This is a genomic window from Nocardia crassostreae, assembly GCF_001613405.1.
GTDB lineage: Bacteria > Actinomycetota > Actinomycetes > Mycobacteriales > Mycobacteriaceae > Nocardia > Nocardia crassostreae.
The window spans coordinates 135,585-159,468 of record NZ_BDCH01000010.1 but is presented as its reverse complement, the minus strand read 5'-3'; the positions used below and the strand labels follow the sequence as shown (position 1 = coordinate 159,468).

Annotated in this window: 18 protein-coding genes; 12 read left to right on the top strand and 6 right to left on the bottom strand. The window is 69.5% G+C overall.

The window, feature by feature from the left end; all coding sequences use genetic code 11:
* Window positions 1-13: 13 nt before the first annotated feature.
* The 4 genes from gnd (at window position 14) to NC4_RS05475 (ending at window position 4,095) form a co-directional block, all read left to right on the top strand.
* Window positions 14-1,042, top strand: coding sequence for a phosphogluconate dehydrogenase (NAD(+)-dependent, decarboxylating) (gene gnd / locus NC4_RS05490; protein WP_067533144.1), 1,029 nt, complete (start codon window positions 14-16; stop codon window positions 1,040-1,042).
* Between the two features lie 98 nt (window positions 1,043-1,140).
* Window positions 1,141-2,301: a glycoside hydrolase family 3 N-terminal domain-containing protein gene (locus tag NC4_RS05485; protein ID WP_067533141.1), complete on the top strand. Its 1,161-nt coding sequence runs from the start codon at window positions 1,141-1,143 to the stop codon at window positions 2,299-2,301.
* 104 nt (window positions 2,302-2,405) lie between these two features.
* Window positions 2,406-3,005 carry a TetR/AcrR family transcriptional regulator gene (locus NC4_RS05480; RefSeq protein ID WP_067533138.1) on the top strand — a complete coding sequence of 200 codons (600 nt, stop codon included), beginning with the start codon at window positions 2,406-2,408 and terminating at the stop codon, window positions 3,003-3,005.
* A 46-nt stretch (window positions 3,006-3,051) separates the two neighbouring features.
* On the top strand, window positions 3,052-4,095 hold the full coding sequence (locus tag NC4_RS05475; RefSeq protein ID WP_067533135.1) for a DUF5685 family protein: 1,044 nt from the start codon (window positions 3,052-3,054) through the stop codon (window positions 4,093-4,095).
* A 242-nt stretch (window positions 4,096-4,337) separates the two neighbouring features.
* Here the strand turns inward: NC4_RS05475 and NC4_RS05470 are convergent, their stop codons facing one another.
* Both NC4_RS05470 and NC4_RS05465 read right to left on the bottom strand, forming a co-directional pair.
* Window positions 4,338-5,207 (bottom strand): MaoC family dehydratase, encoded by an 870-nt coding sequence (locus NC4_RS05470; RefSeq protein ID WP_067533132.1) that lies wholly within the window; start codon window positions 5,205-5,207, stop codon window positions 4,338-4,340.
* Window positions 5,204-6,562: a 3-oxoacyl-ACP reductase gene (locus tag NC4_RS05465; RefSeq protein ID WP_067533129.1), complete on the bottom strand. Its 1,359-nt coding sequence runs from the start codon at window positions 6,560-6,562 to the stop codon at window positions 5,204-5,206. The genes NC4_RS05470 and NC4_RS05465 overlap by 4 nt, the downstream gene beginning before the upstream one ends.
* A gap of 144 nt (window positions 6,563-6,706) precedes the next feature.
* Here NC4_RS05465 and NC4_RS05460 point away from each other — a divergent pair, with 144 nt between their 5' ends.
* The gene (locus tag NC4_RS05460; protein ID WP_067533126.1) at window positions 6,707-8,029 is read left to right on the top strand and encodes an acetyl-CoA C-acetyltransferase; all 1,323 of its coding nucleotides are present in this window, start codon (window positions 6,707-6,709) and stop codon (window positions 8,027-8,029) included.
* Window positions 8,030-8,139: 110 nt separating this feature from the next.
* Here the strand turns inward: NC4_RS05460 and NC4_RS05455 are convergent, their stop codons facing one another.
* Both NC4_RS05455 and NC4_RS41455 read right to left on the bottom strand, forming a co-directional pair.
* On the bottom strand, window positions 8,140-9,507 hold the full coding sequence (locus NC4_RS05455) for an ADP-ribosylglycohydrolase family protein (protein ID WP_218020918.1): 1,368 nt from the start codon (window positions 9,505-9,507) through the stop codon (window positions 8,140-8,142).
* 5 nt (window positions 9,508-9,512) lie between these two features.
* Window positions 9,513-9,953, bottom strand: coding sequence for a hypothetical protein (locus NC4_RS41455; protein WP_218020916.1), 441 nt, complete (start codon window positions 9,951-9,953; stop codon window positions 9,513-9,515).
* A 274-nt stretch (window positions 9,954-10,227) separates the two neighbouring features.
* On the opposite strand from NC4_RS41455, the gene NC4_RS05445 reads away from it, so the two are divergent.
* The 4 genes from NC4_RS05445 to NC4_RS05435 all read left to right on the top strand — a co-directional run bounded on the left by NC4_RS05445 (window position 10,228) and on the right by NC4_RS05435 (window position 16,506).
* On the top strand, window positions 10,228-10,713 hold the full coding sequence (locus NC4_RS05445) for a universal stress protein (RefSeq protein WP_067533120.1): 486 nt from the start codon (window positions 10,228-10,230) through the stop codon (window positions 10,711-10,713).
* Between the two features lie 88 nt (window positions 10,714-10,801).
* Window positions 10,802-11,893: an isochorismate synthase gene (locus NC4_RS05440; RefSeq protein ID WP_067533117.1), complete on the top strand. Its 1,092-nt coding sequence runs from the start codon at window positions 10,802-10,804 to the stop codon at window positions 11,891-11,893.
* Between the two features lie 91 nt (window positions 11,894-11,984).
* On the top strand, window positions 11,985-12,155 hold the full coding sequence (locus NC4_RS38695; RefSeq protein WP_084528554.1) for a DUF2613 domain-containing protein: 171 nt from the start codon (window positions 11,985-11,987) through the stop codon (window positions 12,153-12,155).
* The gene (locus NC4_RS05435; RefSeq protein WP_439957484.1) at window positions 12,136-16,506 is read left to right on the top strand and encodes an alpha-(1->3)-arabinofuranosyltransferase; all 4,371 of its coding nucleotides are present in this window, start codon (window positions 12,136-12,138) and stop codon (window positions 16,504-16,506) included. Before NC4_RS38695 ends, NC4_RS05435 begins: the two co-directional genes overlap by 20 nt.
* Before the next feature lie 7 nt (window positions 16,507-16,513).
* Here NC4_RS05435 and NC4_RS05430 read toward each other — a convergent pair whose 3' ends face one another.
* Complete coding sequence (locus NC4_RS05430) at window positions 16,514-17,662, bottom strand: acyltransferase family protein (RefSeq protein WP_067533114.1); 1,149 nt, start codon at window positions 17,660-17,662, stop codon at window positions 16,514-16,516.
* A gap of 190 nt (window positions 17,663-17,852) precedes the next feature.
* Here NC4_RS05430 and pgfA point away from each other — a divergent pair, with 190 nt between their 5' ends.
* The 3 genes from pgfA (at window position 17,853) to NC4_RS05415 (ending at window position 22,517) form a co-directional block, all read left to right on the top strand.
* Window positions 17,853-19,025 carry a cell envelope lipid trafficking protein PgfA gene (gene pgfA, locus NC4_RS05425; RefSeq protein WP_067533111.1) on the top strand — a complete coding sequence of 391 codons (1,173 nt, stop codon included), beginning with the start codon at window positions 17,853-17,855 and terminating at the stop codon, window positions 19,023-19,025.
* Window positions 19,026-19,148: 123 nt separating this feature from the next.
* Window positions 19,149-20,510: a polysaccharide biosynthesis protein gene (locus NC4_RS05420; protein WP_245721502.1), complete on the top strand. Its 1,362-nt coding sequence runs from the start codon at window positions 19,149-19,151 to the stop codon at window positions 20,508-20,510.
* A 9-nt stretch (window positions 20,511-20,519) separates the two neighbouring features.
* Window positions 20,520-22,517, top strand: a complete 1,998-nt coding sequence (locus tag NC4_RS05415) for an MmpA family trehalose lipid delivery protein (RefSeq protein WP_439957483.1) — start codon at window positions 20,520-20,522, stop codon at window positions 22,515-22,517.
* A gap of 42 nt (window positions 22,518-22,559) precedes the next feature.
* Here the strand turns inward: NC4_RS05415 and NC4_RS05410 are convergent, their stop codons facing one another.
* Window positions 22,560-23,741 carry a glycosyltransferase family 4 protein gene (locus NC4_RS05410; RefSeq protein WP_067533105.1) on the bottom strand — a complete coding sequence of 394 codons (1,182 nt, stop codon included), beginning with the start codon at window positions 23,739-23,741 and terminating at the stop codon, window positions 22,560-22,562.
* Window positions 23,742-23,884: the final 143 nt, after the last annotated feature.

The following is a 23,884-nucleotide window of genomic DNA, read 5'->3' as shown; positions in this document are numbered from 1 at the left end:
CGAGGAGATGAGTATGCAGCTCGGAATGATCGGGCTCGGCCGGATGGGCGCCAATATCGTGCGGCGCATCGTCGAGGACGGGCACACCGCGGTCGGCTACGAACGCCACCGCCCGCATATCGACGAACTCTCCGCCGAACTGGGTCACAGCTTCTCCGGTAGCACCGATCTGGCCAAGTTCGTGGCCATGCTCGAGACGCCCCGGGTGGTCTGGGTCATGATCCCGGCCGGTGCCACCGGTGCGGTCATCGACGAACTGTCCGGTCTCCTCGAACCCGGCGATATCATCATCGACGGCGGCAACAGCCGCTACCACGAGGACATCAAGCGCTCGAAGGCGCTGACTCCCAAGGGCATTCACTATGTCGACATCGGCACCTCCGGCGGCGTGTTCGGCCGCACCCGCGGCTACTGCCTGATGATCGGCGGCGAGGACGCCACCGTCGAATACCTCGAACCGCTGCTGAAATCCATCGCACCAGGGGTCGACGCCGCACCGCGCACCCCCGGCCGCACCGGTGCGCCCAGCCCGGCCGAACAGGGCTATCTGCACTGCGGCCCGGCGGGCGCGGGTCACTTCGTGAAGATGGTGCACAACGGCATCGAATACGGCGCCATGGCCGCCTACGCCGAGGGCATGAACATCCTGCACAACGCCAATGTGGGCAAGCAGCAGGACGCGGAGCACTCCGCCGAGGTGACGCCGCTGGAGAATCCGGAGTACTACCAGTACGACATCGATCTGCCCGAGGTCACCGAGGTGTGGCGGCGCGGTTCGGTGGTCGCCTCCTGGCTGCTCGACCTCACCGCGGCCGAGCTGTACGCCGATCCCAACCTGGATTCCTTCGGCGGGCGCGTCTCCGACTCCGGCGAGGGCCGGTGGACCGTGGACGCCGCCATCGACGAGGGCGTGCCCGCGCCCGTGTTGTCGGCGGCACTGTTCCAGCGGTTCTCCTCGCGCGGCAATGCCCTGTACGCCGACAAGGTGCTCTCCGCCATGCGCCAGGCATTCGGCGGACACCACGAGCTACCGAAGCAGTAGCGAAACCCGCGCGCCACAGCCCGATTCCACGGATCATCCGGCCCGTCGACCCGGTGTCGCCGTCGGCGGGCGGCGCACGGGCAGCTACCGTCGGGGGCATGCGCATCGTTCCGGGGATCGTCCTGGCAATGACCGCGGTCGTGCTGACCGCCTGTTCGGGCGGCGGCTCCGCCCCTTCCACCGAATCGGCGACCGGCAGTTCCGAATCCGGCAGCAGCACCGCGCCCACGACCACGCCCGGGCAGCAGGATTGTGCGGCCGGGTATCTCGCGCAGTTCACCGTGCGGCAGAAGCTGGCGCAGTTGCTCACCGTCGGCGTGACCGGGGCCGCGGATGCGGCGAACGTGGTCCGGACCGAGCAGGTGGGCGGCATCTTCGTGGGCGGCTGGACCGATAAGTCCATGCTCACCGACGGGCAGCTGGACCAGGTGCAGGCCGCCGCGCGCACCCCGCTCATGGTGACCATCGACGAGGAGGGCGGCCGGGTCTCGCGGGTCAAGGACCTGATCGGCCCGGCGCCGTCCGCGCGTGTCGTCGCGCAGACCATGTCGGCCGACGAGTTCTATCAGTTCAGCCTGGATCGCGGGCGCAAGCTGAAGGCACTCGGCATCACCGTCGATTTCGCGCCCGATGTGGATGTCAGCAGCCAGCCCGACGATTCGGTGATCGGCGATCGCTCCTTCTCCGACGATCCGGCGGTGGTGGTCGAGTACGCGAGCGCCTACATTCGCGCCATGACCGAGGCCGGGGTCGGCACGGTCATGAAGCATTTCCCGGGTCACGGCTCCGGCTCCGGCGATTCGCACACCGGCGCCGTGCGCACGCCGCCGCTGGCCCAGCTGCAGGACAAGGATCTGGTGCCCTATCGCGACCTCGTCGGCTCGGGCGCGGCCGTCATGGTCGGACATCTGGATGTGCCGGGCCTGACCGAGCCGAATATTCCGGCCAGCATCAGCCCCGAGGTGATGGCGCTGCTGCGGCAGGGCACGGGATACGGCGCGGCGCCCTTCGACGGTGTGATCTTCACCGATGACCTGAGCGGCATGGCCGCCATCACCGATCGCATGGGAATCGCCGATGCGGTGGAGGCCGCCCTGGTCGCGGGGGCCGACAATGCCCTGTGGATCACCACGGACGCGGTGTCGAGCGTGCTCGATCAGCTGGAACAGGCGGTCGCGGCGGGCCGTTTGCCGGGACACCGAGTGGATGCTTCGGTGCTGCGCATGGCAAAGTTCAAAGGCACCGCCCCGCAGTGCTGAGGGCTCAGTCGGCGAATCACCGGCAATTCACACTCACAGAACTTACCTTGGAGTAAGATAGGGGCTTCGACCACTCACTGAGTGGGCACGGTCTAGGAGAGTGAATGGCAGGCGGAACGAAACGGCTTCCTCGCGCGGTGCGCGAGCAGCAGATGCTCGATGCCGCCGTGGAGGTCTTCTCGCGCAAGGGGTATCACGACACCTCCATGGACGCGATCGCCGCCGAGGCGAAGATCTCCAAGCCCATGCTCTACCTGTACTACGGCTCCAAGGACGAACTCTTCCGGGCCTGTATCCACCGGGAGAGCATGCGCTTCATCGAGGCCGTCGCGGTCGCGGGCAATCCCAAACTCACCCCGCACGAACAACTCCGCGCCGGTCTCGAGGCATTCCTGTCCTATGTCGACGAGAACCGGCTGTCCTGGCAGGTGCTCTACCGCCAGGCCCTGGGCCAGCAGCCCTTCGCCTCCGAGATCCTCAACAGCCGCGACCGCATTATCGAACTGACCTCCAAACTGCTCAAGTCCAGCGCCAAATACGCCGAACCCGGCACCAACTTCGAAGTGGTGGCGGTCGCGGTCATCGGCGCGGGTGAAGCCATTGCCGACCGGGTCGCCGCCGGACAGGTCGATATGGCCGAGGCCGTGGACCTCATCGACAATCTCGCCTGGCGCGGCCTGGCGGGCAAGAAGAAGGACGTATAGCTTTCCCGACAGGACGGCCGGAACATTCGGCCGGGACTGGGATACGTTGTTCGGATTACTGCGGCCGTGCGCGCACCGCGCCACCGATTACGGCCTGGAGACCGCCACCTGGCAGACCCAGATGTGCGGGCTCTGCCTGGGTTTGCGAGACGGGCACGGCCAGTTGGCCCGCGCCGCGACCAATACCGATGCCATTGTGCTGGGCGTGCTCACCGAAGCACAGCAGGACCGGCCCGCGGACCGCACCACCTCGGGGCCTTGCCCATTGCGCGGTATGCGACGGGCCAGCGTCGTGCCCGCGGACTCACCCGGGATTCAACTCGCCGCGACCGCGTCACTGCTGTTGGGCGCGGCCAAGATCCGGGATCACATCGACGACGGGGATACCGGCCGCATGTCCGCGCGGCCGCTCACGCGGGTCTCCGACCACTGGCGCGCCCAGGCCCACGCGGCCGCGGCTCCGATCGGCCTCGATATCGGTCCGCTCATTGCCGCGATCGAATCCCAGGCCCAACTGGAGAACTCCGTCGGCAGCGCACTCGCCGAGTTGACCGCACCGACTCAACTGTGCGCCGCGGCGTTGTTCGCACACACCGCCGTTCTGGCCGGACGACCCGAGAACGCCGAGGCGCTACGCGAAGCCGGATGGCATTTCGGGCGTATCGCGCACCTCGCCGATGCCCTCGAGGATCAGGACGCGGACCGCGAACGCGGCCGGTTCAATCCCCTCACGGCCACCGGGACCAGCACCGAGGAAGCCAATGCGCTACTGCGCGAATCCGATTCATTGCTCCGGGCAGCCCTGACGCGAGCCGGACTGGAACGAACGGCCACCGTTCGCTGGATGCTGCTGGATCCGCTCAACGGCGTGCTCCGGAGACTGGGCCGGATCTCCGGTGTGGTGCACATGTGCGCGACCGCTCGCCGCGCCGACCCCTTCGAGAAGAAGCTCGCGCGTAAGGAAAAGAAGCGGCAGAAGAGGAAGCAGAAAAAGGACAAGCCCGGGGCCGCGGGCCACAAAAGCTCGAGCTCCTGGTGTGACGGTTGTGAGTGCTGCAACTGTTGCGAGTGCTGCGGCTGCGATTGCTGAAACGTCAGAGCCGCGCGCCGATTCGCGGTCCGGATGTCGAAACCCCTGCGTGGCGACATACGGTTGCGATTCGGAGCGCGACTCTTGTCCCGCCCTGAGGGGCCGACGAGGTCGGCTGCCCGACCCTACCCGGGGTGGACCGGTGGTGTCTGGGTTAGTCGACCACTCGTCCCTAGTCGGCCCCGGCTCTGGTGCGCGAGTGGCGCACTTGCGCCACTCGCGTCGCTGTGTAGTTGTTCGGCTCAGCGCATGGTGGCGGTGAGGTGCGGGTAGCCCTTCTTCGGGTGCTTGAGCGCGAGATCCCAGCCGTCGGCGACCTTGTCGGCATACACGTTGACCGTGGACGGCAGGAAGATCGGCTTACCGAATTTCACGGCGTAGGTGGCCTTTTCGGGAATCCGGCCCTCGAGGGAGCCGAGAATGGCCGCGGCCGACCACATGCCGTGCGCGATGGGCTTGGGGAAGCCGAGCGCCTTGGCGCCGAGCGCGGACATGTGGATCGGGTTGCGGTCACCGGAGGCGGCCGCGTAGCGGTGGATCATGCCCTGGTCGACGCGCAGCTGACGCAGCGGGCGCGGCGGCTCCTCGTCCGGCTTGGGTTCCGGCCGCGGACCACCCGACAGCGAGGTCTTCTGCTGGTGCAGGAAGGTGGTGACCTGCCGCCACACCAGTTCGCGGCCCACGCTGACCTCGCTGACGGCATCCACCAGCAGGCCCTTGGGGTGCTCGCGCAGGTTCTCGACGTGGGTCTTGATATCGAGCGGTTCGGAGACCGAGATCTCGCGGGTGCGTTCGATCAGGTTCTCCGCGTGCACCGCGCCGACCGCCACGAACGGGAAGTCGCGCTGCACCACCAGCGCCATGGCCAGCGGGAAGGTGAGCACGAACGGGTAGGTCAGCGGCAGCGAATCGCCGAAGCGCAGCCCGGTGGCGTGGCAGTAGGCGGCCAGATGATCCGGATCGACCCGGAAGCCCTCGAGGGTGAGCGACCGGTCCGGAATCTCCGGCTTGCGCTGGGACAGACCCGGTACGGGCAGCGCGCCCAGCGCCGCCTTCAGGTAGAGGCCGCCCGCCTTGGGCACCTCGGTGAGCGTGTGGTGCTGGCTCATCATGCTCCGATCAGGCTCTGCCCGCAGACGCGAACGATATTGCCGCTCACCGCGTTCGAGGCCGGGGAGGCGAAGTAGGCGATGGTCTCGGCGACGTCGATGGTCTGACCGCCCTGCAGCAGCGAGGACATGAGCCGCCCGGCCTCGCGGGTGGCGAGCGGAATGGCGGCGGTCATGGCCGTCTCGATGAAGCCCGGCGCGACGGCATTGATGGTGATGCCCTTCTCCGCCAGCTTGGGAGCCTCGGCATTGACCATGCCGATGACACCGGCCTTGGAGGCGCCGTAGTTGGTCTGCCCGCGGTTGCCCGCGATACCGGCGATGGAGGACACGTCGATGACGCGGCCACCGGCCTTCAGCGCGCCCGCGGCCACCAGGCCCTCGGTAATGCGGTGCGGCGCGGCCAGATTCACATTGATGACCGAGTTCCAGCGGCCCTCGTCCATGTTCGCGAGCAGCTTGTCGCGGGTGATGCCCGCATTGTGCACGACGATGTCGATGCCGCCGAAGCGCTCGGTGGCGAAGGCGGCCAGCTTCTCGGCGGCGTCGGCGGCGGTGACGTCGAGGGCGAGCGCGGTGGCGCCGACCTTGTTGGCGGTGGCCGAGAGCGCCTCACCGGCGGCCGGGATATCGGCCACGATGACGGTCGCACCGTCGCGGGCGAAGACCTCGGCAATGGTGGCGCCGATGCCGCGGGCGGCGCCGGTGACCACGGCGACCTTGCCCGCGAGGGGCTTGTCCCAGCTGGCCGGGGCGGTCGCGTCGTCCTTGCCGACCCGGAAGACCTGGCCGTCGACGAAGGCCGACTTGCCGGAAAGCAGGAAGCGCAGGGTGGATTCGAGGCCGGTGGCCGCGGCGGCGGCTTCGGGGTGCAGGTAGACCAGGTTGGCGGTGGCGCCCTTGAGCAGTTCCTTGGCGACCGAGCGGCTGAAGCCCTCGAGGGCGCGCTGGGCGATCTGCTCGTCCACGGATGCGGTCAGTTCGGGGGTGCTGCCGACGACGACGATGCGACCGGAGGCGGCAAGGCTGCGCATGGCGGGCTGGAAGAAGTCGAACAGCTGCTGCAGCTCCTCCACCGTGCGGATGCCGGTGGCGTCGAAGACCAGCCCGCCGACCTTCACGCCGGGGGTGACGGAGTCCACGAAGGTGTAGTCCGACAGCAGGTTTCGCACGGCGTCGGCGACGCGGCCCTTACCGCCCACCAGCACCGGACCCGGCAGTGCGGGCTGACCGGCGACATAGCGGCGCAGGTTCTCCGGCTGCGGCAGGCCCAGCTTGCTCGCCAGGAACGCGCCCGGAGCGGAGTGGATGAAGGATCCGTACAGGTTGGGAGCGCCCTTGCTCTTGCTGGCAGCCACTTTTCCTACCTTCTCTGTCTCGGTTTCGGGGTACCCGGTGTCGACAAATGAACTTACTCCAGAGTAAGTTCAATGTAAACCGACCGACGCCGGTCCCGCGGGATCGGCCGTGACGGACATCCCCGACGAGATCTTGAGACTCGAGTGACCACCAAAGCCCGTTCGGCGAAGACCGCGGCCAAGAACAGCAAGCAGGCCCGCCCCGTTGCGATCCTGGGCGGCAACCGGATTCCGTTCGCCCGCTCCGACGGCAAGTACGCGCACGCCTCCAACCAGGACATGTTCACCGCCGCGCTGAACGGTCTGGTCAGCCGCTTCGGCCTGCAGGGCGAGCGGCTGGGCATGGTCGTCGGCGGCGCCGTCCTCAAGCGCGTCGGTGAGCACGGCATGATCCGCGAGAGCGTCCTCGGCTCCACCATGTCCCCGTACACCCCCGCCCACGACCTGCAGCTGGCCTGCGGCACCGGCCTGCAGTCCATCGTGACCGTGGCCGACGGCATTGCCCTGGGCCGGGTGGAGAACGGCATCGGCGGCGGCACCGACACCACCTCGGACGCGCCGATCGGCGTCAGCGAGTCCATGCGCGAATGGATGCTGGACGCCAACCGCGCCAAGAACAACAAGGACTACGCCAAGCTGGTCGGCCGACTGCGCCCGTCCATGGTCGGCATCGAGATCCCGCGCAATGCCGAACCCCGCACCGGGCTGTCGATGGGCGAGCACGCCGCCATCACCGCCAAGGAATTCGGCATTGCCCGCGAGGCCCAGGACGAGCTGGCCTACCTGTCGCACAAGAACATGGCGGCCGCCTACGACCGCGGGTTCATGGACGACCTCATCACCCCGTTCCTGGGCCTGACCCGCGACGACAATCTGCGTCCCGGCTCCACCCTGGAGAAGCTGGCCACCCTCAAGCCGGTCTTCGGCACCAAGCTGGGCGATGCCACCATGACCGCGGGCAACTCCACCCCGCTCACCGACGGCGCCTCCGCGGTGCTGCTCGGCAGCGAGGAGTGGGCGGCCTCGCGCAATCTGTCGCCGCTGGCCTACCTGGTCGACTCCGAGGTCGCCGCCGTCGATTACATCCACGGCCCGGACGGCCTGCTCATGGCCCCGACCTACGCGGTGCCGCGCCTGCTGGCCCGCAATGGCCTGACCCTGCAGGACTTCGACTACTACGAGATCCACGAGGCCTTCGCCTCCGTGGTGCTGGCCCCCCTGCAGGGCTGGGAGTCCGACGAGTACTGCAAGGGCCGCCTGGGCCTGGACGGCGCCCTCGGCCCGATCGACCGCAGCAAGCTGAATGTGAACGGCTCCTCGCTCGCCGCGGGTCACCCGTTCGCCGCCACCGGCGGCCGCATCATCGCCCAGACCGCCAAGCAACTGGCCGAAAAGGGCGGCGGTCGCGCCCTGGTTTCCATTTGTGCCGCCGGCGGACAGGGTGTTGTCGCTATTGTTGAGCGCTGACGGACAAGCGCTTTCGCGTCGGTAGGTAGGCGCGGGGGATAGCGGGCGGCACCGGGTCCACGGACGACGAACCCGGTGCCGCCCGCACCGTCTTCGCACCGTCGCGGCCGTCAGCCGACCAGATCCAGTGTGCGGGTGGCGAGTTCGGAGATGCGACTGCCGTCGTATCCGGCCACGGCGCTGCGCAGCCGGTCGTGCAACGGGTCCGTCCAGTGCGCCGGGATGGCGGCGGCCCCGGTGAGGATGCCCGCGACCGATCCGGCGGTGGCGGTATTGGAGTCGGTATCCCAGCCGCCCTGCACGGTGCGCGCGATGGTCGTCGTGAAATCGCCCTCGCCCCAGAGCAGCCCGGCCGCGATGACACAGGCGTTGCCGATGGCGTGCACCCAGTTGTAGCGGGAGTGCCGGGCGCGGATCTGGGCGATCGCCTCCTCCCAGGTGCGGCCGTCACCGTGGTCGAGCACGACCTCGGTGAGCGCCATGCCGAGGCGGGACCGGGGTGGAATCACCGCGTGGGCGGCCAGCAGCGCCTGTTCGGGAGTGGCGGCGGTGAAGAAGGCGGCCGAGACGAGGGCCGCCGCCCACATGGCCGCCCACAGGCCATTGCCCACATGCGATACCGAGGCGTCACGGGCCGCGAGGGCCGCGGCGCGGGCGGGATTGCCCGGATTGGCGTAGCCGTGGATATCGGCGCGGATGAGGGCGCCGATCCACTCGCGGTAGGGATTTCGGTAGGTGGCGGTATCGGGCGGGGCGTAGCCGTCGATGAGATTGCGATAGGCGACGCGCTCGGCGGTGTAGGTCTGCAGGAACGGCAGGCGCTCCAGCCACAGGGCAGCGACCTGGTCGGCGGTGAAGTCCGGGCCGTGCTGTTCGAGCAGGTGCAGTCCGAGCACGGTGTAGTCGATATCGTCGTCGCGCGGGCAGCCGTCGATATTGCCCCGCGTGGATTCCGGCCAGGTCCAATGCAATTCGATGTCCGGCGGCATGGGGTCGCGCACCGGGACGTAATCGCGCAACGGGTAGGCCCCGACGGGCTCGAGATAGCCGCGAATGCGGCCCGGCGTCCAGACGAACCCGTTCTCCAGCGGCTTGCCCAGCGTGCAGCCCACGCAGCGCCCCAGCCAACCGCCCAGGATGCGATCCGGCAGCTGCTCCGAATGCCGTAGCGCGGCAGCGGGACTCGCCACCGGTCCGGTTCCGGAAGCGACGGGCGGGTCGAAGCCCTCGGGATCGCCCCACTCGGTGTACGGCCAGTCCCCCAGCCGCGGCGCCGACTCGATACGGTCCAGCAGCCGCCAGCAGGCCGCCTCCGGCGGCACGGCGGTATTGGTGAGCTCGCGCACCTCCTCCGCGAAATCGGCGACCGCATAACCGGATTCGTGGCGCTGGCACCATTCGTAATACAGCAGCGCCCGCGGATCGGCCTCGTGATGACCGAAGAACGCCGACTCCACCGTGTTCGACGTCGGGTCCACCCTGATCACAGCACCGCTCGAGCGGCGGCGACCACCTCGGACAGCAGGGGCAGGGATTCGTCGCGCTGGGGTGCGCGCGCCCACCACCTGCCCTCGTGGGTGTGCCGGCCGAAACCGGTGGGCAGGATGACATTGCTGCGATGTGGTCCGATGTCCACGCTGTTCCGCTCCAGTTGTTCGAGACATTCCTCCGAGGGGTATCCATCGAACACCGCGAGAAACGTTCGGCGCGGCGGTTTTTCCCGAACCAATACGGGGCCGGGCGTGCCACGTGCGACCAGTTCGTCGAGTATCAAGGCGCCCAACGGTTCCGGCGTATTGAGGGCCGCGATGGTGTCCGCCAGCGGCAGCACCACGAAACCGGGTGTAGTCACGTGCACATTGGGTAATCCGAACAGCGAGCGGTACACCCGCGCCCACTCCTGCGGTGTCGTCAGCTCGTCCAACCGCACAATCCACCCCTCGTTCGGGCCCTGCTCCAACGACGGCGATGTCGATCGTCGGCACGAGAAAGCCGACACATTCCAGTGAAAACCGGACCGAGCGCGCACACCACGTATTTGGGTGAATCGTTCGCAAACTGTCGAGAGAATGTGGTGCTTTCGTTCGGAGTCGCTACCAGTCCGGAGGTGACCTGCCGCGTGTCGCCAGGTCCGTACATCGCCACCTTTCCGGAGTAGGCTCGACACGGAGACATGCGTTCCCATCAGGAGGTTCGTCATGCCGTGCGATTTGATGCTCATCGCCTACGACGGGTCCGAGAATGCGCGCCGCGCCGTCGAGTACGCGGGTCGCTTCCTGTCCGCGAACAGAGCGGTCGTGCTCACGGCCTGGGAGCCGATGGTGCGCCAGGCCGCGCGACTGTCCGGGCTGTCCGGGGTGATGCAGCCGGAATGGGTGCCCGACGACGAGATCGAGGACGTCGCCTTCGTGGACGCCAAGAACATCAACTCCGAAGGGGTGCGGCTGGCCAAACTGGCCGGGCTGAACGCCGAGGCTCGGACCGTGGAGTGCACCACGACCATCTGGACCACCATTGTCGAGGTGGCCGACGAGCTGGATGTGGACATCATCGTGGCGGGCACCCGCGGGGCAACCGGAATCCGGGCGCTGTTGCACTCCAGCGTCGCCGACGCGGTGGTCAAGCACAGTCACCGGCCGGTGCTCATGGTGCCGCCCGGTAAGGAACCCGCGCCGAAACACTGATTCCCCCAACCGCACTGGGACACGGCGGCATGAGCTGTATCTCTCCGCGGTTTCACCGGCGCGCGATCGGACTATCGTCGAGAACATCATGGACGGATTCCTGCTCGCGACGCCCGACGGCGTGGTACGCACCAGCGGCGTCGGCACCGCGTTCGACAGCGCGGCGGCGGCCGCGGCGGCATTGCGTATCGGATCCGCGGATCTGATCGTCGGCGCGCTGCCCTTCGATCCGAGTCGTCCCGCCGCCCTCTGCGCGCCCGCCGAAGCCGCGCACACCGTGGGCCCGTGGCGGCCCGCCGCGCTGCCGGAGCTGCCGCCGGTGCGGGTGGTATCCGAAATGCCCAGTGCCGCAGAGCACGTGGCGCGCGTGACGAAGCTCGTCGAACAGCTCGGGGATCCGGGGCAGCCGCTGCGCAAAGTGGTCGCCGCCCGCTCCCTGCTCGCGGAGTCGGACGCCCCGCTGGAACCCGAGGTCATCGCGGCCCACCTGGTCACCCGGCATCCCCGCGCCAATGTGTACGCCGTGGACCTCACCCCTGCAGGACGGCCCGGCGAGACACTGCTCGGCGCGACGCCCGAGGTCCTGGTCGCCCGGCACGGCCGCACCGTCACCCTGCGCCCGCTGGCGGGCACGCTGCCCCGCCTGGCCGATCCCGCCGCGGACGCCGCCCAGGCCCGGGAACTGCTGGCCAGCACCAAGAATCGGGACGAGCACGCCTTCGTCGTGGCGTGGATCCGGGAGCAGCTCGCCCCGGTCTGCGTCGAGCTCACCGTTCCCGACGGACCCGAACTCCTGAGCACCCCCGAGGTCTGGCATCTGGCCACCCCCATTAGCGGCCGCCTGCGCGACCCGGAGATCACCGCCCTCGATCTGGCGGTCCTGCTGCACCCCACCCCGGCTGTCTGCGGCACCCCCACCGACCTGGCCCTGGACGCCATTCGCGACCTGGAGGGCGACCGCGGTTTCTACGGCGGTGCGGTGGGCTGGTGCGACGACCGCGGCGACGGCGAATGGGTCGTCGCCATCCGCTGCGCCGAGCTCGCCGCCGACGGCCGCTCGCTGCGCGCATTCGGCGGCGGCGGCATTGTCGCGGCCTCGGATCCCCAGGTCGAACTGGTGGAGACCACCGCGAAACTGCGCACCTTCCTCGGCGGCCTACGCTGCGCCGTCCCCGACTAAATGCCAGACGGTACGGACCTCGCTGCTTACCAGAGATCAACCTGCTAGGTTTGCTCGAGTTACGCATGCGTCGATGTATGGGAGTACCGCGATGAAGTTTGCCGTTCCTGGTGTAGCGAGCGCTGCCGGCGGAGCCCTCCTCGGCCTGGCCGCGGTGCTGGTCATCACGATGGCTGCGTCGCAGGACAAGCGTCCCGATGTCGACCGCAGTGGCGACGCGTCCTCGTCGCTGCTCAACAACGTTGAGTACGGCGCCCGCTGACAACCGGCTGACCTCCGTTCCACCCGCGCCGACCGGTCCGGCCGAGGACCGGTCGCCGTCTACCGCACCGCTGGGCCGCCGCTGGCTGCTCGGCACCGTTGTCGCCGCCTTCCTGCTGACCTTTCTGCAGGCGCCCGGCCGCACTGTCGCCGATACCAAATACGATCTGGCGCAGAATCCGCTCGGCTTCCTCGAGCGCGCCTCCCATCTGTGGAGCAGTCAGGCACCCATGGGCCAGGTGCAGAACCAGGCGTACGGGTACTTCTTTCCGCACGGGGCGTTCTTCTCCCTGGGTAACCTCCTCGGACTGCCCGCCTGGGTGACCCAGCGCATCTGGTGGGTATTGCTGCTGCTCGCCGGATTCTGGGGGATCGTCCGGCTGGCCGAGACACTGGGGATCGGCAGCCGCGGATCGCGGGTCATCGCCGCGGTCGCCTTCGCCCTGTCCCCCCGCGTGCTCACCACGCTCGGCTCCATCTCCTCCGAAACCCTGCCGATGATGCTCGCGCCGTGGGTGCTGCTCGCTCCCGCCGCGCTCGGAACGACGCTGCGGAAACGCCGTATGGGCGCCGCGACCCCGGCGGGCAGTGCGCTGGCGCTGGCGCTCATGGGATCGGTGAACGCGGTCGCGACTGCCGCCGCATTCCTGCCCGCCGCATTGTTCTGGATGTCCTATCGCCCGAATCGACGCTGGTGGCGATTCACCCGGGCCTGGATTCCGCTGCTGGTGCTGGCCACGTTCTGGTGGGTCGTGCCATTGCTGTTGCTGGGCAAGGTGAGTCCGCCGTTCCTGGATTTCATCGAATCGTCGGGGGTGACCACGCAGTGGGCCTCGCTCGGGGAGGTGCTGCGCGGCACCGACAGCTGGACACCGTTCGTCTCGCCGGAGCGGATCGCGGGCGCGGTGCTGGTGACCCAGCCCGCCGCCGTACTGGCTACCGGCATGCTGGCGGCGGCCGGTATGGCCGGGCTGGCCATGCGATCCATGCCGAGCCGGGGGCGGCTCACGCTGGTGCTGTGCGTCGGGCTGGTCGGGATCTGCGCCGGGTATGTCGGCGAACTGGGCGGACCGTTCGCGGAGCAGGTGCGGGTATTCCTCGACTCGGGGGGCGCACCGCTGCGGAATGTGCACAAGCTCGAGCCGCTCATCCGGTTGCCGCTGGTGCTGGGGCTGGCGCAGCTGCTCGGCCGGGTGCCGCTGCCAGCGTCGGTGTCGATGCCGGAGTGGCGCAGGGCGTTCGCGCATCCGGAGCGGGATCGCATGGTGGCGGTCGGCGCGCTGATTCTGACGGCGCTGGCGCTGTCCACCTCGCTGGCCTGGACCGGGAAGCTCGCGCCGCGCGGGGATTACGACAAGGTGCCCGACTACTGGCATCGGACCGCGCAATGGCTGGCGGACAACGCATCCGATACGCGCGCGCTGATCGTGCCGGGCGCGCCGTTCGGCAGTCAGGTGTGGGGATTGACGCGCGACGAGCCGATACAGGCGCTGGCCACGACGCCGTGGGCGGTGCGGGATGCGGTGCCGCTCAATCCGCCCGGGGCGATCCGGGCCATGGATTCGGTACAGCGGCTCATAGCCGACGGGCGGCCGTCGGCCGGGCTGGCGGCGACGCTGGCCGATCAGGGCATCGGAATCCTGGTGCTGCGCAATGATCTCGACCCGGAGACCTCGCGGTCCACGCGGCCCATGCTGGCGCATCGCGCCATCGAGGGCTCGCCCGGACTGACCAAGGTGACCGAATTCGGGGATCCGGTCGAGAGCGGGCGGGTCGAGGGGCTGACCGCCGACGAGGATCTGCGGCCCGCCTATCCGGCCATCGAGATCTACCGGGTGGATACCCGGACTCCCGGGATGCCCGCCGAAGTGCGCAGCGGAACCGGTGCGCCCGGCTCGTTCCCCGGGGCGTACACGGTGCCGCTCGACGGCGTGCCGGTGGTGCAGGGCGGTCCGGAAGTGCTGGAACGGCTGCGGCGCGATCCGGCGACGCCCGGTGGTCCCGCCCTGCTCGCCACCGATGCCGCGGCGACCGGACTGCCGATCGAGGGGCTCACGGTCACGGATACGCCCATGGATCGGGAATCCGACTTCGGGCGGGTGGACAACCACAGTTCGGCCCTGCGCGCTCCCGGGGAGGCGCGGCGCACCCACAATCTGGTGCCCGACTATCCGGTGCCCGGCGCACCGCTGGTCGAAGGCGAATGGTCGGGAGCCACGCTCAGCGTTTCCAGCGCCGCCGGGGACGCCACCCAGCTGGGCGGGGCCGCGCCGAGCAGTTCCACCGCCGCGGTCGTGGACGGCGATCCGGCCACGGCGTGGATCAGCAATGGCACCGAATACGCGGTGGGGCAATGGCTTCGGCTCGATCTCGACAAACCGGCGAGTTCCGCGGCGCTGCGGCTGACCACCAGCGCCGCCGCCATCGGCTCACCGGTGAAGTGGCTGGAGATCGAGACGGCCAAGGGGACCGTGGCCTCGCGGGTCACCGAACCCGTTGCGCCGGTGTCGATCTCGCTGCCGCCGGGCGCCACGGACTGGATCAAGATCACCGCCAAGCGCACCGAGAACGGCAGTCGCGGCGGGCAATTCGGCATCAGCGAATTGAGTCTGTTCGACTACGCCGACCGCGACAACCCAGTGCGGGTGGACATTCGCCATCGCACCGTGCTGCCGCCCACCCCGGCCGGAGCGCAGGTGAACGGCTGGGCGCTCGGACAGGAATTCCCCGGCCGCAGCGCCTGTTTCGACTCCCCGGACCGGGTGCGATGCAGTAAAGCCCTCGCACTCGCCGCCGAGGAGCCCGGGCTGTTCGAACGCACCCTCCAGGTGCCCCGGCCCATCACGGTCACACCGGATCTCCTCATGCGCGCCCGGCCCGGACCGGCGCTGGAACAGTTGCTCGCCGATCGGGACCGCCCCGTCGCCGTGGGACAGGCCGATGTGGCCGATCCGCGCGGCTCGGCGCTGGCCGCCACCGACGGCGATCCGCGCACCACCTGGACCGCACCCGAGACCACGGTTCGCAATCCGGCCGGGGCCAAACCCACCCTGACCATCGAACTGCCCGAACCGGCGCTGGTGACCGGCCTCGAACTCACGCCCTCGCTGGGTGACCTGCCCGCCCACCCGACGTCGTACTCGATCAATCTGGGCGACGGACCGCAGGTGCGCGAGGCCGATCCGGCCGCGGGCGTCGCGACCCGCATCGAACTGCACCCCCGCGTCACCGACCGCATCGAGCTCAGCATTCAGACCTGGGACGGCGTACTCGACCGCACCGCACTGGGTTTCGCCCAGGAACAGCCGCCCGGCATTGCCGAGGTCCAGGTCCTCGGCCCGGACTACCCCGCGCCCGCCCCCGCCGACCGGCTCATCACCATCGACTGCGCGAACGGACCCACCATCGCGGCGGCGGGAAAGATCCTGCACACCACGATCACCGCGACGGCAGCCGAATTGCGTTCCGGCGCACCGCTCCCCGCGCGGGTCTGCGCGGTGGACGATGCCACCGAGCCCACCGTGAACGGCGCGGGTACGACCGGCGACGAATCCAGCGCGAGTACGACCGGCGACGGTTCCGGTGCGATCGGCGACAGCCCGGGTACGACCGACGGCGGTGCCGCGGCTGTCGACCTGCCGACGGGTCGTGTCGACGTGACCGTCGCGCCCGGTGAGCTTTTCACCGTCGACGAGCTCCGGCTGAACGACGCAGCGGCCTCGTCGGCGGCTCCGGCGAATTCCGGGCCATCCGCCCCGGGCGTGCGCGCCGCCCCCGGCACGCAGTTGCTGGTGGTGCCGCTGAGCACCAATGTCGGGTGGGAAGCGCAGACCTCGGACGGCCGGACCCTCGAACCCGTGGTGATCGACGGCTGGCAGCAGGCGTGGGTCCTGCCGCCCGGTACCGAAGGTCCGGTCACGGTCTCGTTCCCGGCGGACCGCTGGTACCGGCTGGCCATCTTCGGCGGCTTGCTGCTGCTGATTCCCCTTGCGGTGCTGGCCTTCCGGGGTGCGCGCGCACCGGTGCGCGACGAGGGCCCCGCGCCGCGCACGTGGCATAGCCGAACGGCGGGCGCGGCCGGGCTGGCGGCCGCGGCCGGGTTGATCGCCGGTCCGGTCGGAATCGGGCTCACCGCACTGGGACTCGTCGCCGACCGATTCCGGCCGCGGGGCTGGTCACGCATCCTGGTCGGGATCGCCGGTGCGGGAACGGCGATGTCGATGGCCGCACTCTCCACCGGACCGTGGCGCTCACCCGAGGGGTATATGGGCGGTTCGCTCTGGGTGCAGGTCCCGGCGCTGGCGGCCATCGTCGCCGTAGGACTCGCGTCCCTGCCGTCGAAACGGGATTGATTCTCGTTCAGCCGAAGCGGCGACGGGTCCAGACCCGCACCGGCTCCTCGATGAGCGCGTAACTGGCGGCCGCCAGCGGCAGCGTGAAGATCACGGTCAGGACGTAGACCAGCACGAAATTGCCCCGGAACGGGATGATGCCGAAGACCGGGAACACGATGGACAGCACCGCCAGGTGCCAGATGAAGATGCCGTAGGACCACCGGCCGAGCGCCGCCATGACGCGGCTCTCCAGCCAGCGGTGCGAGACCCCCGGGCGCAGCACCAGCGGAGCCAGCAGGCCGAAACCGATGAGCACGCCGAGCGCCATCTTGCCGACGTACTGCCAGGGCTGCCCGTGCGTCAGCCCGGGCGGCCCGGCCAGATCGGTGGTGGCCAGCAACATGGCCGTCAACGCCAGGGGCCACATGATCCAGCGATTGCCCGCGATCCGCCGCCAGTGCGGTGCATCCTGATCCGCGAGTTCGGCCAGCAGCATGCCGCCCGCGAACCACGGCAGATAGCCGGGCAGCCAATTGTCGGCATTGGTGCCCTCCGGCGTCGGCACCGGCAGCAGGTTCCAGCCCAGGCACAGCAATCCCAGCGCCAGCACCGCGGGCACCCGCCAGCGCGCGCGGTCCCCGCGCAGCCACACCAGTCCGAAGGCCAGCAGCGGAAGCACCAGATAGAAGGGGACTTCCACCGACAGGCTCCACATCTGGGTGAGCCCATCGGTCAGCGTGTACGGCACGAACACCTGCAGCAGACCGAGATTCGCCAGCCACACCCGCAGCCCGGCCGTGTGCGCGGCATTCGGCAACAGAATCAGCACCGCGAACACCACCGCCCAGTAGGCGGGCAGGATGCGCGCCGCGCGATGCAGCAGATACCGCCCGGCCTTCGGCGCGGTCCCGAGTCCGCGCGCGGCCTTGGCGTGCGGCCGCCACAACAGGAAGCCCGACAGCGCGAAGAACACCGCGACCGCCATATCGAATCGCTCCCACACCCGGCCCAGCACCGGATGCGCGGTCGCGCCGGTCTGGAAGGCGACGTGGGTGAGCACGACACCGAGTGCGGCCAGCGCGCGCATGCCCTCCAACGCCGGGACGAAGCTGCCCAGGCGGCGCACCGGGGCCCGGGTGGGCACGGTCGCATCGGGGTGCGGCGTCGAAGTCATAGGGGTTCAGTTTGCCTTGTGGCCTCCGCTTGTGAGCACCCTGTGTTTGACTTAGGCGCGTTTCGCCAGGTTTTCCTGCCTCGGGGAGACGCATACCACGCCCGGGCTGTTAGTGTCGGGGCTCACGAGCGCTGCGCGGCGACCGCGGCGCTCACAAGAACGACCTGTTCGGATGACGAGGAGAAACTGCATGGCACTGAGTGCCGGCACCAGAAGGACGGTGGCCTGCCTGCTCGTGGGGCTGGGTGCGATGCTGCTCGTCGCCGCGATCATGATCCCCACCTATACGGTGAGCCGTCTCGCGAAGACCCCACTGGACCTGGAGATCACGACCGTCGCGACCAACGCCCCCGGGAGCGCCAGCGAAGTGCTGGACTCCAAGTCCCTGACTTCGGTGGAGGGTTCGGCGAAGGTGGACACCAATGTCCCCTTGGTCTCGCAGCGCTTCGTCACCGTCGAAGACCCGGCGAATGCTCAGGAGCTGACCATCCAGGCCGGTCAGACCCTGCGCCGCACCGATAAGCAGGGCGATACCGGCCTGCTCACCGCCACCATCGACCGCGTCACCGTGGACCGCAAGACCGGCGAGCCGGTCGACGAGGTCGACGGCGGCCCCAATGGCGCCATTGCCGTGACCGTGGACAAGCAGGGCCAGTCGGTCATGGATCCGGTCCAGCACGTCGGCCTGCAGTACCGCTTCCCCATCGGCACCGAGAAGAAGACCTACCCCTACTTCGATCTCAACGCCCGCAAGACCTTCGACATCAACTTCGTCGAAGAGACCGAGATCAACAGCATGAAGGTCTACCACTTCCAGCAGACCATCCCGGTCACCGATCTCTCCACCGTCGCCAACGCACCCACCAACAAGATCAGCGGCCTCACCGCCGCCAAGTGGGGCGTGGAAGGCGGGGACACCCCCATCACCATGACCCGGTTCTACACCAACACCCGCGACCTGTGGGTGGAGCCGGAGACCGGCACCGTGATCAAGGGCGGCGAGCAGCTGCACCTGTACTACGCCCGCAATGGTGAGAAGCCCGAGGTGACCGCGCTCAAGGGCACCATCGTCTTCGACGAGAACACCATCGAGTCGCAGATCGCCGTGGCCAAGGAGAACATCGACAAGCTGTCGCTCTACGGCCGCACCATGCCGATCGTGCTCGGCATTCTCGGCGCCATCGCGCTGATCGCCGGTGCCGTCCTGGGCTTCCTGGGCGGCTCCGGAAATGGACCGGCCCCGGTCCGTCGCGTGGCTCCCGCGGGCGGTCCCGCCCCGGCGCGCGGCAACTTCGCCGACGCACCCACCGAGCAGATCGACATCAGCAAGACCCAGCAGATCAATACGGACAAGAAACCCTGATCCGCTGACCTGACCGAGCGGCCCCGCACTCGACCGGTGCGGGGCCGTTCTTCGTTTCCGGACTTCTTTTCCGGAGGCGGCCCTTCTCGACGTCATGCCGCTACCAGGTGGGAGCATTGCACCGTGTCCGTTGTACGCCGTCTGCCCGTAGTCGCGGACCTGACCTTGGTGACGGCAGGCGCGATGACGGCGAATATCGCGGGCTACCTGCTGCAACTGCTGGCCAGCCGCTGGCTGGGCGTCACCGGATACAGCCCCTTCGCCAGCCTGCTGGCCGTCCAACTGCTGTGCGCGGTCCCCGCCCTGGCCCTCCAGAACGTCGTGGCGCGCGAGATAGTGCGCGGCGCGCCCATTGCCGCCGCCCGCGGCCTGGCGCTGCGCTGCGCCGGACTGGTCGCGATCCTCGCGCTGGTGCTGGTTCCGGTCGTGAGCGCGGTCCTGAACGTCGGTCTCGCCGCATCGGCCGCCGCACTCTGCGCCGCGCCGGTGCTGGTCCTGCTCTCGGGTGAACAAGGTGTCCTCCAGGGCCGCAGCCGCTTCCGCGAACTGGCCATGGTCCTCGGCGGGGCCGGGATCGCGCGCGTCACCCCCGCGCTGATCGTGCTGGCAGCGGGCGGTGGCACCGCTGCCGCGCTCTGGGCGGCGGCGGCCGGTATCGCGATCGCCGCCGCGGCCGCCCGCCGTGCGGCGGATACGACATCCGCGCGAGGCGATTCCCGCGCCGCCGGTACGGTTTCCGAGCCCCCACTCGATTCCACCAGCGCCGATCTCACCGGAACAGTGGGCGGCGTGCAACCGGATCCGCGAAGCGCGGACGAGAAATCCACGCCCACCCTGTCAGCCGAGGCAGCCGCGAATGTGAGCGTGCTGCCGGTATTCCGGGCGGCGCAGGTGCAGGCGGCATTGATGGCGCTGTCATCCGCGGATCTGCTGGTATCGCGCATCGTGCTGAGCGAGGACGAAGCCGGGCGATACGCGCTCGGGGCCATTGCGGCCAAGATCGCGTTCTGGCTGCCGCAGGCGGTCGGGGTGGTGCTCTATCCGAAGATGGCCCAGCCCCAGCACTCCGCGCGCGCCATGCGTTCAGCCCTGGCCGTACTGGTCGGCGTCGGAGCCCTCGGCGTCCTCGGCGCGGCCGTGGCGGCCCCGCTCGCACCACTTTTCGCCGACCAGGACTACGCCCCCGTGCAGGGCTACCTGTGGCTCTTCGCTCTGCAGGGCGCCCTGCTCGCAGTGCTCCAAGGAGCCCTCCTCTCCGCGATCGCCGCCGACCGCACCGCCCCCGCCGCCATCACCTGGATCGGCCTGGCCGTGGGCGTCACCGTCATGCTGACCTGCGCCCACTCCGTCCTGAGCCTCATCACCATCGCCACGGCCACCGCCGCCGTCACCACCCTCGTCATCTCGACCATCGCCCTGCGCACCGCCCGCCCCGGCACCACACCCGATTCGCCCGTCCCCGGCCTCGGCCCGAACGGCACGTAGGGTGCCCCTGTGAGCGACCAGCCCAAGCCGGTGCGAAGCCGCCTGCTGCCCACCGGAACCGGCTGGATACCGGCGGCCTACAGTCTGCTGCTCGCCCTCCTGGTGCTCGGCCCGCTCTTGGGCTCGGGCTACCTGCTGCTCCGCGATGCCGTGAGCACTCCGCGTTCCTACCTGACGGACTCGGCGCTCGGCCTGGGAGACGCCGCTCCGCGCGCTGTCCCGCAGGACGCCATGATCGCCGTCCTGTCCACGGTTGTCGATGGCGGCCTGATCGTGAAAGCGATCCTGCTGGCGGCCATCTGGCTGTCCGGCTGGGGTGCGGCCGTCCTGGCCCGCGAACTGCTGCACGCCACCCTGGCACCGCAACTGGTGGCCGCCACCGTCGCCATCTGGAACCCCTACGTCGCCGAACGTTTGCTCCAAGGCCACTGGAGCCTGCTCACCGGCTACGCCGCCCTACCGTGGATCGCCGTACTCGCGACGCGGCTTCGGGGCGCCACCCGCTCCGACCGGACGGAGAGCCGCACCCGCGCGACCCCTCCGGGTGGCGAGAGATCCTCGAGCAAGGGCAGATTCGCCTCCTCGACTACTGCTCCGCGGGCGCTGACCTGGGTGGCGCTCGGCGGCTGTCTGGCGGCGGCGGGGCTGACGCCGACCGGCTCCCTGCTGGCGGCCTGCGTGGCGCTGCTCCTGGTCGGTCGCCGGAATCTGATTGGCACGCTGGCGCTCTGGATTGTCGCGTCCGCGCCATGGCTGGTGGCGACGGCGCTCTCGGGGGGCGGGGCCGCACCCTCGGACCCGGCGGGTGTGGCAGCCTTCGCGGCGCGCGCCGAACCGTGGCTCGGCACCCTCGGCAGCCTGGCCGGATTGGGCGGCATCTGGAACAGCACGGCGGTACCCGATTCGCGCACAACGTTTTTCGCGTTCGTCGGCACCGTAGTCCTGCTTGGCCTGGTCGCCACCGGCGTGCGTGCCGTTGCCGGAAGCACGGGCGGCGCTGTCCGGCCGGGCGGCAATGGAATCGAGCGGTCGGCGCGGCGCAGGTTGTTGTCGCTCGCTGGGGTGACGATCGCGCTGCCCGCCCTCGGGGCAACGGAGTGGGGGCTGGCCATGGGCGAGTTCCTGGTGCAATCCGTGCCGGGGGCGGGGCTGCTGCGGGATACACAGAAGTTCGTGGCGTTGGCCGTGCCCGCGTATGCGTTGTGCGCGGCGGCGGGGTGTCTGGCGGTGGCGCAGTGGATCGCGGCGGCACGGGCACGCAATGCCGCGGCCGCGGAGGTGGATTCACCTGAGCACGGTGCTGGGTCGGGCGCTGCCGGATCTGGTCGGGCTCGAATTGGCGGGGTGGCGGCGGGTTTCATTGTGCTGGTGCTGGTTGCGCTGCCGGATATGGCGTGGGGCGTGGGTGGGGCGTTGCGGCCGGTGCATTATCCGGCGGGGTGGGAGCGGGTGGCGGGGAGGGTGGATGGGCCCGGGGATGTGGCGGTGTTGCCGGGTGGGATGTTCCGGAAGTTCTCGTGGGCGGGGGCCGCGCCGGTGTTGGATCCGGCGCCGCGGATGTTGCCGCGGGATGTATTGCAGACCGGGGAGTTGCCAGTGCGCGGGGCCACGGTGTCCGGGGAGGGGACGCGGGCGCGGGAGGTGGAGCGGGTGCTGCTGCGCGGTGGGTCCGGCGCGGAGCTCGGGGAACTCGGGGTGGGGTGGGTGCTGGTGGAGGGTGGTACGCCCGGGCCGATGGGGGAATCGAAAGCCACACTGGCGCAGTTGACTTCGGTGTATTCCGACCCGGATGTGCAGTTGTATCGGGTGCGGAGCGACTACTTCGCGGCGGACGGATTTCCGGGGGCACGCCGAATTTCCGGTGCGGCGCATCTGCTCTGGGCCGCGCTGCTGATCGCCGGAATGCTCGCGGCGGTGCGGTCAGTCTTCGGGGAAGCCGAGCCAGAATCCGATGGCGATCACGATGGCGCTCACCACGGCGATCACCGGAATGATCCACATGATTAGGGACTACGTAGCGTAGTAGGGCTCCGCCGCGTTTTCGGGCGGTTACGAAAGTTGTTCCGCCGGAACGCCGGTCACCAATCCCGCCACGCGGCCGCCGCGGGCGACGGCGGACAGCACCTGGTGCACGCCGTTTCCGGTTTGCTCCCAGGAGAATTCGCGGGCCCGCGAGCGCGCCTTCTCACCCAGCACGGTGCGGGCCTCGTAGTCGCCGAGGAGATCGCCCACGGCCGTGGCGAGTTGGTCGGCGTCGTCGACGAGCAGGCCCGTCACGCCGTCGACAATGGAATCGGTGAGGCCCCGCGAGCTGCGGTAGCCGACGGTGGGCACCCCGTGCTGCGCCGCCTCGATGACGGCCAGTCCCCAGCCCTCCTTGCGGGAGGGGAGCACGTGCACCCATGCGCGGGACAGCAATTCGTGCTTGCGGTCCTCGTCCACATGGCCGTGGAAGGTGACCGCGCCCGCGATGCCGAGATCGGCGGCGTGCGCGCGCAGGTTGTCGGCCCACCAGCCGTCGCCGATGACATCCAGGTGCAGGTCCGGAATGCGATCGCGCAGGCCCGCCACCGCCGCCATGGCGTCCTCGATCTGCTTGTGCGGCACCAGGCGCGAGAGCACCACGATGCTGGGGTGCGCGGTGCGGGTGGCGTCGTCACCGGCGGGCAGGTGCGCGGGCACGGGTTCCGCGCCATTGCGGACCACGGCAATGCGCGCGGCTTCGACGCCGAGCCCGGTCAGTTCCTCGGCAGAGGGCAGCGAGACCGTCAGATACTGATTGCCGCGATGCACCCGCGGCGACAGCGCGGATTCGATCCACCAGCCGATCCGGCCGATCAGCCGACCTGCGACCGGCCACTGTTCCCGATGCCCGTGATGCACCAGCACCACGGTGGGCGCGGGCGTCGCGGCCCGGGCGAAGAAGGGGATCCCGTTCTGGGTGTCGATCACCGCGTCCGGCCGGATTCCGGCCAGCGGCCCGACGCCGAGGCGGCCCAGGGCAATGGCGGCCAGCGCCCGCGGGTACACCGTGTACCGTCCGCCCCCGCGGCTGATGTCGATCCCGTCGACCCGTTCCCGCTTGGCGGCTCCGGGATACCGTGCGGTCCGCAGCGTGACCTTCACACCCCGCGCCGCCAGCTGCGCCCCCACCTGCTCCAGATACCGCTCACTGCCCCCGCCCTGCGGATGCCCGGTGTCGCGCCAGCACAGCAGCAGCACTTCACGCACGGGTTGATCTCCAGGGTCACTGACAGGAATTGCGGACAATGGGCTACACCCTATCGCCCGATGTCAATATCCGACCCCTCAGTGGTCAATTGACCTGTTGCGACCGGCCGAACCCGGGGCGGCCGGGAATCCGGGCGGGAGAT